At 30.6% G+C, this 11,844-nt stretch carries 11 protein-coding genes; 4 read left to right on the forward strand and 7 right to left on the reverse strand.

Going from position 1 to position 11,844, the window contains the following annotated elements:
• The first annotated feature begins 143 nt into the window (after positions 1-143).
• Positions 144-1,835: an energy-dependent translational throttle protein EttA gene (gene ettA, locus Q0828_RS09710; RefSeq protein WP_298420037.1), complete on the forward strand. Its 1,692-nt coding sequence runs from the start codon at positions 144-146 to the stop codon at positions 1,833-1,835.
• A gap of 126 nt (positions 1,836-1,961) precedes the next feature.
• Here the strand turns inward: ettA and Q0828_RS09715 are convergent, their stop codons facing one another.
• The 3 genes from Q0828_RS09715 to Q0828_RS09725 all read right to left on the reverse strand — a co-directional run bounded on the left by Q0828_RS09715 (position 1,962) and on the right by Q0828_RS09725 (position 3,919).
• Entirely contained in the window at positions 1,962-2,852 is an 891-nt protein-coding gene (locus tag Q0828_RS09715; protein ID WP_298420039.1) for a phospholipase D family protein, read from the reverse strand.
• 81 nt (positions 2,853-2,933) lie between these two features.
• Positions 2,934-3,479, reverse strand: a complete 546-nt coding sequence (locus Q0828_RS09720; RefSeq protein WP_298420041.1) for an aspartyl/asparaginyl beta-hydroxylase domain-containing protein — start codon at positions 3,477-3,479, stop codon at positions 2,934-2,936.
• Between the two features lie 26 nt (positions 3,480-3,505).
• On the reverse strand, positions 3,506-3,919 hold the full coding sequence (locus tag Q0828_RS09725; protein WP_298420043.1) for a dioxygenase: 414 nt from the start codon (positions 3,917-3,919) through the stop codon (positions 3,506-3,508).
• A 172-nt stretch (positions 3,920-4,091) separates the two neighbouring features.
• Between Q0828_RS09725 and Q0828_RS09730 the strand changes: the two genes are divergently transcribed.
• Positions 4,092-6,290 (forward strand): response regulator, encoded by a 2,199-nt coding sequence (locus Q0828_RS09730; protein WP_298420044.1) that lies wholly within the window; start codon positions 4,092-4,094, stop codon positions 6,288-6,290.
• On the opposite strand, the gene Q0828_RS09735 is transcribed toward Q0828_RS09730, so the two are convergent.
• From Q0828_RS09735 to Q0828_RS09750, 3 genes are all read right to left on the reverse strand, one after another.
• Positions 6,283-6,840, reverse strand: coding sequence for a VTT domain-containing protein (locus tag Q0828_RS09735; RefSeq protein WP_298420046.1), 558 nt, complete (start codon positions 6,838-6,840; stop codon positions 6,283-6,285). The two genes, Q0828_RS09730 and Q0828_RS09735, sit on opposite strands and share 8 nt — an antisense overlap.
• Positions 6,841-6,949: 109 nt before the next feature.
• Positions 6,950-7,903 carry a bifunctional helix-turn-helix transcriptional regulator/GNAT family N-acetyltransferase gene (locus Q0828_RS24545; RefSeq protein ID WP_366523577.1) on the reverse strand — a complete coding sequence of 318 codons (954 nt, stop codon included), beginning with the start codon at positions 7,901-7,903 and terminating at the stop codon, positions 6,950-6,952.
• Positions 7,904-7,974: 71 nt separating this feature from the next.
• Positions 7,975-8,991, reverse strand: a complete 1,017-nt coding sequence (locus tag Q0828_RS09750; protein WP_298420048.1) for a formimidoylglutamase — start codon at positions 8,989-8,991, stop codon at positions 7,975-7,977.
• A 126-nt stretch (positions 8,992-9,117) separates the two neighbouring features.
• Here Q0828_RS09750 and Q0828_RS09755 point away from each other — a divergent pair, with 126 nt between their 5' ends.
• A complete protein-coding gene (locus Q0828_RS09755; RefSeq protein ID WP_298420050.1) occupies positions 9,118-10,152 on the forward strand; it encodes a helix-turn-helix transcriptional regulator in 1,035 nt (344 codons plus the stop codon).
• Positions 10,153-10,358: 206 nt separating this feature from the next.
• Complete coding sequence (locus Q0828_RS09760; protein WP_298420052.1) at positions 10,359-11,114, forward strand: isoprenylcysteine carboxylmethyltransferase family protein; 756 nt, start codon at positions 10,359-10,361, stop codon at positions 11,112-11,114.
• Between the two features lie 73 nt (positions 11,115-11,187).
• On the opposite strand, the gene Q0828_RS09765 is transcribed toward Q0828_RS09760, so the two are convergent.
• A complete protein-coding gene (locus Q0828_RS09765) occupies positions 11,188-11,748 on the reverse strand; it encodes a hypothetical protein (protein ID WP_298420053.1) in 561 nt (186 codons plus the stop codon).
• Positions 11,749-11,844 lie beyond the last annotated feature (96 nt).

The raw sequence follows: 11,844 nt of genomic DNA on the forward strand, positions 1-11,844 counted from the left end.
TGGTTTTTGGGAAAGACAATATTTTATGAAAAAATAATCGTTAAACTATTTAATCGTTTAATTTTTCAATCCTAAATTTATATGTGCGAATGCTACGACAATTATGTATATTTGCTGTAAAGCAATTAAATTAAAGTATAATTATGTCAGACGATAAGAAAGTTATCTTTTCAATGAATAGGGTTTCTAAAACCTATCAAAGTACTAACAAACAAGTTTTAAAAGATATATACCTAAGTTTTTTCTACGGAGCTAAAATCGGGATTCTTGGTCTCAATGGTTCTGGTAAATCTACCTTACTAAAAATTATAGCTGGTGTAGAGAAAAATTACCAAGGAGATGTTACATTTTCACCAGGTTATAAAGTAGGTTACCTAGAGCAAGAACCACAACTTGATGAAACAAAAACGGTGATGGAAGTTGTAAAAGAAGGTGTTGCTGAAACAGTTGCCATTCTTGATGAATACAACAAAATTAACGATATGTTTGGCTTGGAAGAAGTATATTCTGATGCAGACAAAATGGACAAGTTGATGGCACAACAAGCAGATTTGCAAGATAAAATTGATGCTTCAAACGCTTGGGAATTAGATACAAAACTTGAAATTGCAATGGATGCTTTGCGTACGCCAGAACCAGATAAATTGATTGGTGTACTCTCTGGAGGAGAACGTCGTCGTGTAGCTTTATGTCGCTTACTATTACAAGAACCAGAAATCTTATTATTAGATGAGCCTACCAACCACTTGGATGCAGAATCTGTACATTGGTTAGAACATCATTTAGCACAATACAAAGGAACTGTAATTGCGGTAACGCATGATAGATATTTCTTAGATAATGTTGCTGGTTGGATTTTAGAATTAGATAGAGGAGAAGGAATTCCATGGAAAGGAAACTATTCTTCTTGGTTAGATCAGAAATCTACCCGTATGGCGCAAGAAAGCAAAACAGCTTCTAAACGTCAGAAAACATTAGAACGAGAATTAGAATGGGTTCGCCAAGGTGCAAAAGGTCGTCAAACAAAACAAAAAGCACGTTTGAAGAACTATGACAAATTGATGAGTCAAGATCAAAAGCAAATGGACGCGAAACTGGAAATCTACATTCCAAATGGTCCACGTTTAGGAACAAATGTGATTGAAGCTACAGGAGTTTCCAAAGCTTTTGGGGATAAATTATTATACGAAGATTTAAACTTCAACTTACCACAAGCAGGAATTGTTGGTGTTATTGGTCCAAATGGAGCAGGAAAAACGACTATTTTCAAAATGATTATGGGTGAAGAAGCGCCAGATAAAGGAAACTTTACGGTTGGAGAAACGGCAAAAATCGCGTATGTAGATCAGTCGCACTCTAATATTAATCCTGATAAATCAATTTGGGCAAACTTTTCAGATGAGCAAGAATTAGTTATGATGGGCGGAAAGCAAGTAAATTCTAGAGCGTATTTAAGTCGATTTAATTTTGCTGGAAGTGAACAAAATAAAAAGGTAAGTACACTTTCAGGTGGAGAGCGTAACCGTTTACATTTAGCTATGACGCTAAAGGAAGAAGGAAATGTTTTATTACTAGATGAGCCAACAAACGACTTGGATGTAAACACATTAAGAGCTTTGGAAGAAGGTTTAGAGAACTTTGCAGGTTGTGCAGTAGTGATTTCGCATGATAGATGGTTTTTAGATCGTATCTGTACACATATCTTAGCTTTTGAAGGAGATTCGCAAGTATATTTCTTTGAAGGAAGCTTCTCAGATTATGAAGAAAATAAAAAGAAACGTTTAGGTGGTGATTTAATGCCGAAGCGTATTAAATATAAGAAGTTGATTCGATAATTGATTAACTTTAATTGTCACATCGAGCGCAGTCGAGATGCCTTTAATACTAAAAGAGTTTCTCGACTGCGCTTGAAATGACACATGTAAAACCAAAAACCCTTGCAATTTGCGAGGGTTTTAACTTTATAAGATTGGATTTCTCATGCTAGTTTTACCATTACTTCTTTTGCCAGTTTTGTGACAATAATTTTCACCATAATCATAGTTTTCAAATTGACTCCAAGTTTTGTAAGCATTGTAAGAAAATGGTCTTTCAGGGTTAAAAGGAATTTGCTCGCCAGTTCTTATACAAAACCCGTGGAATTGTTTCTTTTCTTTACGTTGATATCTTGATGCAGTTGATTTTTTCTGTTCAGAGCGGTCTTGTCTTTGTGGTTTTTTATTAAATACTTTATCAATATCCGTAATATGCTCGTTTTCAAACTCACATAAGCTTTTTGAGTCATATTTTTCACCTCTAAAAAAACTATCAGAAATATCAAATATTGTAGAAGAATCTAGATACGATTTAGTTAAGCCAAACATTTTTTTCTTGTAACGTGGTCTTTTTAAAAAAACTACTTCACTCTTTTCGAAAATCAACTCATTTGTAAATCTTTCTGTTTCTTCAAATAATTTATCAATTGGATTAAGAACTGTTTTACTAAAATATACACCATATTCAATATTATTAACTAAGGAGTAGTCATAAAGATTTAAAGAAGTTATTAAACCTTCTCTTTCATTACAATAATGTTTTGCATGTAAATCTTTTAAATATAAAATAGAGATGTTTTTAAATTCTTTAAAATAGTCAAAATCGTTTTTATTGAAACTATCGTATTTAGAATTTTCATTTTTACCGAAAATCAAATGTATTTTTACTTCATGTCCAGTTTTAATTTTTTCAAAAATACTTTTTACATGATTATCTAGTTTTATATACGGAGAAATAATTATGACATATTTTTTAGCATTCCATATGATGTCAGTTAACTTATCTTCAAGTTTTTTTCCTGTTAAAAAATTACTCATTATTCTACTTTATTTTTTATAAAAGTAAGATAATGGATACTATTTTGCAATGAGGTTTCCCGTAAGATAAAAAGAATCATATTACTCTTTACAAGAAGCTTCTTCAAAAACACCAGTTAGCCAATCATTTACAATACAATCTAGAATAATATGTACGCGTGGTTGATCACTATTGTTTTTGACTTCGTGCTCGAGATGAAAATTACAATACCAACATTCGCCTTCTTTCATCTTTATAACTTCGTCATTAACTATTATTTCTACCTTATCATTGGTGTATATAGGAATATGAAGTCGCACTTGTCCCATTTCAAAACTATAACCAGTATCTCTATGTTTTTGAATACTTGCGCCAGGATCTAAAGTGTGAATGCGAAAAGTTTCTACTTGACATTCAAATTTCTCAAACATAGAAAGTAAATAGGGACATTTTTTGAGTGCATCATTCGGTAAGAAAATAGGAAGTCCATCATCGCCAATAATTGGTTCTATAAAGTGTATAAGCCATAATGTTTCTAGCATTACGGAAGAATTATAAATATCTTGATAGTCCGTTTTTGAAAATTGAGAAAGTTCTTTTTTTATGATTTCTACATCAAATTCAAAAGGTAATTTTAGTGCATTCATATAGGTAAGGTACGCAGTTTTTATAATTATTTGGCAAAGACTTCATTTTCATCAGAAAAGGCTTTGAATTCTAATGGATTTCCACTAAAATCAAAGACAAACATTGTCCGTTGTTCGCCCACTTGTCCAGCATATCGTGTTTGTGGTTTTACTACAAATTCAATATTATTTGCTTCAAAAACGTGATGTAAGGTTTCAAACTGAGCAATTGTAAGTACACAACCAAAATGCGGAATCGGAACATTCACTCCATCAACTTTTCCACAGTAATCTAATTTTGGAAAATTCTCACTTACATGACCAGATAATTGATGTCCGTAAAAGTCAAAATCGATCCAGTTTTCAGTTGATCTGCCTTCCGTACAACCTAATAATTCAATGTAAAACTTACGAGTAGAAACAATGTCTTTTATTTTAAATGCGTAATGAAAAATGTTCATGAACTATGAATTCGATTATATTATTCTTTAAAAATAAGCGAAAGATTAATGGTATACAACCTAAATAGTACAATGTGTTTAGATATCAATTTTTAATCATTAGAAAATACTTAGATGTAACACTATCTTATTTTTTTGTATTTTGTAAATGAAATAACCAAAGCTTCTTTTTTTGAAATTTAAATTAATACCTACCATTGTATGTTTCTTTTCTCTGTTCTTCTCGCAAGGTCAGGATATAGATAGCTTAGCTATAAAAGATAGTATACATAAGTATTCTTATAAAATTGAAGCTAGCTTTAGCAATTATAACTATAAAAAAACATTAGAAGCTGCAAATAAAGCAATTGAATTTGCAGAACAGATTGATGATTACTATAATTTGTCAATATTGTACAATGATTTAGGTTTGGTGTATGAAAGTTTTTCTGAATTTGATAAATCAAAATCGAATTATCTTAAAGCCCTAAAATATGGGAAGCTAGTAAAAAATGACACACTTAAGAGTTGGTATTATAATAACTTAGGAAACATTTATTCAGAAGGTTATAAAAATACTGATTCTGCTCTTTTCTATTATAATGAGTCTTTAAAAATTGGGGTGAAACTCAAAGATACTGCCGAAATTTTCACACCAGTTTTAAATATTGGTTGGACTTATATGGATTTAAAAAAATATGATACTGCGTATCCATATTTGATAGATTCAGAAAAGATGATCAATACAAAACACGGTGATATTTCAGCAAAAGCACAAATTAATTTTTTACTTGGACGTTATCACATGCATGAAGGAAATTACGAATTGGCTGATAGCTATTTTAAAGAGTCAATTTTTCATGCAGAAAATGAAAAAAGGCTATTTGAACTAACAGAAATCTACAAATCATATGCAGAATTGGCTCAAAAGCAAGAGAAACCAAATGAAGCTTACACACGATTAGAAAAACATTTAAACTATAAAGACTCGCTATACAATAAGAATAAACTTCGCGAGTTACAAAATGCGCAAATAAAATTTGAAGTAGCAGAGATTAAGAAGAATTATAAACTTGTAGAAACGGAAAAGAAAGACCAAGCTATCATTTTACAACAATCACAACAAATATCTTATATATTGATGATAGCAGGTTTTATTTTGATTCTTTTACTGATAAATATGTTTAAGAATTACAAATTCAGAAACAAAGCACTGGCCAAGCTACGCTTAAAAAATTCAGAATTGCGAACAGCAAAAGAAGAAGCCGAGCAACAAGCCAATTTAAAATCACAGTTCTTTTCTACGGTAAGTCACGAATTGCGAACACCTTTGTATGGAGTAGTTGGTTTAACGTCTTTACTTTCAGAAGATTTCCCAAATTTGAAAGAAAATGAGAACTTTAAATCATTAAAATTTTCTAGTAAATATTTATTGTCTTTGATCAATAATGTTCTTCAAATTAATAAGATAGAATCCAAAAGCGTAAAGCTTGAACGAATACCTTTTAACATTCGCAATTTAGTAAATGAAGTCGTAAACTCATTTGGTTTTGCAATCAATCAGAATGAAAATACAGTACATAAGGAAATTGATACTAAGATTCCAGAAATATTGCTTGGTGATTCAGTGCGATTGTCTCAAATATTAATGAATTTAATTGGGAATGCTATCAAATTTACAGAATCAGGAAACATCTGGATTCAGTTAAATTTAGTAGAAATTGACGCTAATAAGCATACCATAAAGTTTACTATTAAAGATGATGGTTTGGGAATCCCTGAAGAGAAACAAATTGCAATTTTTGATAAATTTGTTCAGTTACGACCAATTGAAAAAAACTATCAAGGAACAGGTTTAGGATTGCCAATTGTAAAGCGTTTACTGGAATTGTTTAAAAGTGATATAACACTAGAAAGTAAAGAAAATGAAGGTGCAAAGTTTACATTTACTATTGTTTTTGAAGAAAGTAAAGAATTATTAGAACAATCGCCGTTTATTACAGATAATACGATTGATGCTGATAAAAAGAACATATTAGTAGTAGATGATAACAAAATTAATCGGGTAGTAACAAAGCGTATTTTAAAAAGAAAAGGCTATCAATGTGATGTTGCAGAAGATGGTTTTGAAGCGTTGGAAAAGTTAAAAAACAAAGCATATCATTTAATTTTGATGGATATTAACATGCCAAAAATTAATGGAATTGATACAACAAAACAAATCCGTCAATTGAAGATTGAAACACCAATTATAGCATTAACTGCGGTTGAAGAAGATCAAATTAAAGATAAAATATATGATGCAGGAATGAATGACTTCATTATAAAACCATATGATATTGAAGAGTTTCATCAAATTATCTTGAAAAATTTATATGTAAACCTTATATAAAATACGCACTTCCGTAGACGTATACACTGCACAAAATCAATTCTCCAATAAAAATACTAATGGCAAAAATAATAGGATTAATCTTCATCGCGCCAGCTGTATAACAAATTAAATCTGTTGGCACAAAAGGGAAAAAAGCCCAAAAAATGATAAACAACGGACCGTATTTTCCAGAAAGTTTCTCTTTGACAAGGTTTGTAGTTTTCGTATTCTTATCAAACAGTTTGGAAAAGCCCAATTTGTCTGAGAAATAATATACAATCATAGAAGATATCACAATTCCGATAACAGAAAGTAAAAGAACCAAAAATAAATCATTAGGAAAAAGAAAAACACCCGCAAAAATTAACGCCGTACTTGGTAGCATTACAAATCCTCTGATGAGGTGACAGAAAAAGAAAATTGCCAAACCGTAGTTTCCATACGCTTGAATATGTGTTGCGATATTTTCTCTGGAAAACGTTTCTGGATAGATAAAATTGTATGCTATAAAAGCAATAATGAGTAGTATCCAAAAGCGTCTAAAAAACGTGATGTAACTTTCTTTCATTGATGATTCAGAATTCAATACGCATAGTAGACGATAAAGCTACAGAAATGTTACGGAAAACGCAGATTAATTTAAAGTTAATATTTTGAACTCACTTAATACAAGTGATTTAGGTAGTAAAGGTCAATTCCATCTTAATATCACCACGTGCATACGGATTATTTTCTTCAATAGGAATTTCAACAAAACCATATTTCTCATAAATATACAGTGCATTTTTTAGCTTTCGACTAGAGTAGAGTAGGAGTTTTTGAAAATTTTGTGCTTTGGAAAAATCTAAGCAATGTTGTAATAGTTGTTGCCCAATTTTTTTACCTCTAAAAGAAACCGAAACTGCCATTTTACTCAATTCAAATATTCCATCTTCTATTTTGATTAATGCTACAGTTCCTGCTATTTGATCTCCTATTTTTGCAAAAAAGATATGACCGCCATTGTCAATGATATATGTTTTTGCCTGACTTAATACTTCTTCGTCATGAGGTTCAACATAAAAGAATGTTTCTAACCATTCGATATTTAAATCATAAAAATCTGTAGCATATTTTTCGTCAAACGGAATGATAGAAACGGTTACTTTTTCAGATTTTTTAATGTGTTCAAGCATCATTATGCTCATATCTTTTTGAGAAAACTTACTTTCCAATTTATCCAAATGTTCTACTAATGAACCTGACGAATGTGTTGTGTATTTTTGTAATACTTCATACATACGATTCCAAACGGGAATGATTCGAATTAAGAGTTGTTCTCCTTTTGGAGATAAGCAAATGTTCTTTTTGCGCTTATCTTGATCATCGGCTTTTATGATGATTAATTCTTTCTTTACTAGTTTATTTAATGTTTGGGTAATAGCAGGTTGCGATACATGTAACACTTCTCTAAGTTCTGTGTTTGTCACTTTGTTTTCTAGCGAGATTAATTTGAAAACAGGAAATAAATACGGATCAAAGTCAATAGCAAGTGCATCATACACTTTTTGTGTTTCTTTCATCATGTATTCACTCAAACGAGTTAAGCGTGAACCAATTCCTATTTCTCTAAAACTACGTAATGCATCCATTTGAATAACTGTTTATATAAGTGGTTATGTAAAATTATGAAGTTCTAGTATAATTTCCAAATAGGAATGAATTATTTACGCATAAAATCTGTGATAATGTAGCTTAAGAGTTTTCCAATTCGATACATTTCGTCTGCATCATTCTCGTTTGGTGCTGCTTCACATAAGTGTAAATATGCTGCATTTCTATGTTTTCCAAAGAAAGAAGCAAAAGCTCTAGCTTGATTGGTACTAAAACCGCTTGGTGTCATGGCACTGCTAGGAACATTTTCAATAGAATCACAATCGATTTCTACACCAAATGGGCGATTGTTTATAAAATTCAGTGCACGATTCATTTGAAAAGAAAATCCTTGTTCTTGCCTAATTTCAATACTTTCAAAAGTATTGTACTGCAAACGATCCGAATAGGTTTCTAAAATGTTGAAAATCTTTTTTGAAGTATAGTTTTCATGCAACCCAAACATAAAATAGTTGTGCAGAAAACATCTTTTAAACGCATAACTAAAACCATTTCCGCTATGTCTACCTTCTAACGATCGAAAGTCGGTATGTGCATCAAAATTTACAACATTAATGGCTTCGCTTTTACCAAGTGAAGTTCCTTTAATATTTCCGTATGCATTATTATGTCCACCACCAATAATGATCGGTTTTTTACCTGCTTTTACAATTTGAAAAATTAAATAACTAACTTCTTCATCAACTTTATTGACTAAATAGGAAAGTTGTTCGTGGTAATCAACCGTTGTTGGATCTAAACTTTTAGCAGCTTCCATTAAAGCAGGAAACTCTAAATGCCCTAAAACTAACATCCTTTTTCCTTTATTAATAGCGTTGTCTTGCGTATTTAGTAATGAACTTAAAACGGCTTTCCAAGCACTAGTAGCACCAGCTTTTCCACGATTTGCTCTAATTCCAATATCTTCAGAAATTCCTACTAATACATATTTAGCTTCACGCTGTTTCAATTGATCCACTAAGTTTTCTTGTGAAGAAAGTGTATCTACTTTTTCACCAAATTTAGTTTCGCCTTTGCGTGCGCTTATGAAAGTTTCAAGTGTAGCTCTAGTGTAAAGTTGTAGCATAGGTTTTGATCGATTGCGTATTGCTAATTTACACTTTTATATGAATGAAATCCATTTCTTGAAAAGATTATTTTATGTTTAGTTAGACTAAAATTAAGATAAAAACGTTGTGACTAAAACTACTTTATGCTGCAAACAATACAAATATTAGCATTAATCCAAGGGCTCTTTTTATTAATTGTAATATTTAAGAATAAAAAGCAATACAAATCAACAGTGTTTTGGTTGTTTGTGGGCAGTATTGCAGCTTTACAATTGTACATTTTAGGAGATGATGATAACAATCTATTTTTCGAGGATACAGATTTATTTCTCTTTGATATTACGTTGTTTGCCACGTTTTTATTTCTTTTCATAACCTATAAAACAAAACCAGAAAAGACTTTTTCAAAAAGAGATCTTTTGTATTTTATTCCAAATATAGCATACTTGATTATAGAAATTTTAGAATCGAAAACTATGTCAAATGGAGTTTTAATTGAATTTTTAGAATTGGTTATAGAGCTTACATTTTTAAGTTATTTTATTGCTATTGCAAAAATGTTATTTGACTCTAAATCTGAGAAATGGATGCTGTATTTTTTAATCCCAATGATAACTGTGATCAGTTTTTCTATTGGTGGTGAGGTGACTACACTACTCAGTTTTCCTGAATTTTGGTTATTTGGCGATCAATATTTTAATAGTTCTATGATCATATTAGTTGCATTTTTATATTATTCATTCAGCTTTAAACTCATTATTTCGCCAAGAGAAGTTTTACCTAGTGTAAAACCATCAAAATATAAAACATCAAGTTTAGCTGTTCGTGAATTTTCAAGTTATCAAAAAGAATTAATTCGCTTAATGGAAAAAGAAGAATTATACAAACAGGCAAAGCTATCTATTCATGATGTTGCGCGCACACTTTCAGTTCCAAGGCAACATATTTCAGAGGTTTTAAACGTGCATATGAATGTAAGTTTTCAAGATTTTATCAATCAGTATAGAGTGAATGCATTTATCAATTGTTTACAAAAGGAACAATATGCGCATTATACACTGTTTGGAATCGCAAATGAGGTTGGTTTCAATTCAAAATCATCATTCAACACTACATTCAAGAAAATCAAAGGATTAACTCCTTCAGAGTATAAAAAAACGCTACTTGTCGTTTCTTAAAAAATGTTCAGAATGCGCATACTGAGCGCTAAGCATATATTTTAAAAGATAATACATACGTTATTTGATGGTAACAAAACCACAAGTATATGAATGTATTATTTTCTATGAAAACTTATCTTTTAATTGGATTACTTTTTTGCATTACAACTTCAAATGCTCAAGTAGACGAATTTCTAATTGGATTCTCATTAAAATTTTAAGTTATGGCATTACAAGAAGAATTTAAAACACAAGGTGATTACTTATTCAAAAACAGAAGTAAATTACCATTACTTATTCTCATAGTAGCTTTAGGTGTATATGGTTATATGGAATATTCAGAAACAGAAACTGAAAGAGAGGATTTCTTTATAGAAGCTGAATACGTATATTTATTAGTAAGTCTTTTTGGGCTTTTTTTACGAATAATTACAGTCGGATTTACACCAAAAAACACTTCAGGAAGAAACACAGCAGATGGACAGTTAGCTGCAAAATTGAATACTACAGGAATGTATTCACTTGTACGGCATCCATTGTATTTAGGAAACTTTTTTATGTGGTTAGGTTTAGGATTGATGACAGAAAGTTTCTGGTTTATCATTAGTTTTATATTGATCTACTTTATGTATTATGAACGAATTATGTTTGCAGAAGAAAGCTTTTTAAGAAAGAAATTTGGAGACAAATATTTGCAATGGGCAGTAAATACTCCAGCAATTATTCCATCATTTAAAACCTGTGTAAAACCAGCTTATTTCTTTAGTTGGCGTAAAGTATTGAAGAAAGAAAAAAATGGTTTTACAGCAGTATTTCTTTTATTTTGGTTGTTTGAAGTTATTGGTGAAAGTATTGAAAATCATGAATTTAGCTTTGAGTTTAATTTTTGGAGTATTGCTGCATTTGCTTCATTAATCATTTATTTAATTTTAAAATATATTAAAAAGAAAACAAACTGGTTTGAAGAGGCGTATAGATAGGTTTTTAATAATAAAAATAACCTAGAATAATATTTGAAACGTTGTAAATTTATATTTTAGCCTTAACTCAATGTTATTGAGTTAAGGCTAAAATACATGCTTCTCTAATTTTCCATATTTTTTGGAAGGAATAGGGAAGCTTTTCTTCAAGAATCCATTGTTTTAAGAAATTTTGATGCCAAGTTACTTTGTAATTAGCAATTTGATGTGGAAGAATTTCTTGTTCAATGAGTAAACTATCTTCAAAAGCAGCTTCGCTTTTGGTGTTTCTAGTAATATCAAGGATGTTTCCATTGATTTTAAGATACGTATGTGCCTCTGGAATATAATCTAATTGATACTTCGTTAAAACGCTTCCAACACCTTTGGTATTGATTTCATCCATTTTATAAATGCCAATATACAATGCTACTGTTTCTTGATTGTTTTCAATAGCGAGTTGCTTTAAGAAAGCGTGTTTTGTAGAGCAGGTTCCTTTGTGTTCAGGAATGATCAAACGATAATTGCTTCTATCAGATGTTCTTCCGTATGGCAATTGATTCACATATGCAATCGCACTTTTGAAATCTACGATTCCTTTATCAAGCAACAACTTTGACAGAGATGAATTCAGCGAAAGCAAGAAATTATACATGAAAATTATTTTAAGTATTCGTCATACTGAACTTGATTCAGGATCACATTATTTAAGTATTGTTTCTTAGTACAGACAATTTACAGTAGTATGAAA

The organism is uncultured Kordia sp. (assembly GCF_947496985.1).
GTDB lineage: Bacteria > Bacteroidota > Bacteroidia > Flavobacteriales > Flavobacteriaceae > Kordia.

Coding starts and splice junctions, on each gene's coding strand:
- Q0828_RS09715 (WP_298420039.1), bottom strand. CDS start 2,852: ATGAGTAATTTTTTAACAGGAAAAAAACTTGAAGATAAGTTAACTGAC.
- Q0828_RS09755 (WP_298420050.1), top strand. CDS start 9,118: ATGCTGCAAACAATACAAATATTAGCATTAATCCAAGGGCTCTTTTTA.
- Q0828_RS09765 (WP_298420053.1), bottom strand. CDS start 11,748: ATGTATAATTTCTTGCTTTCGCTGAATTCATCTCTGTCAAAGTTGTTG.
- Q0828_RS09735 (WP_298420046.1), bottom strand. CDS start 6,840: ATGAAAGAAAGTTACATCACGTTTTTTAGACGCTTTTGGATACTACTC.
- Q0828_RS09760 (WP_298420052.1), top strand. CDS start 10,359: ATGGCATTACAAGAAGAATTTAAAACACAAGGTGATTACTTATTCAAA.
- Q0828_RS24545 (WP_366523577.1), bottom strand. CDS start 7,903: ATGGATGCATTACGTAGTTTTAGAGAAATAGGAATTGGTTCACGCTTA.
- Q0828_RS09725 (WP_298420043.1), bottom strand. CDS start 3,919: ATGAACATTTTTCATTACGCATTTAAAATAAAAGACATTGTTTCTACT.
- Q0828_RS09750 (WP_298420048.1), bottom strand. CDS start 8,991: ATGCTACAACTTTACACTAGAGCTACACTTGAAACTTTCATAAGCGCA.
- Q0828_RS09720 (WP_298420041.1), bottom strand. CDS start 3,479: ATGAATGCACTAAAATTACCTTTTGAATTTGATGTAGAAATCATAAAA.
- ettA (WP_298420037.1), top strand. CDS start 144: ATGTCAGACGATAAGAAAGTTATCTTTTCAATGAATAGGGTTTCTAAA.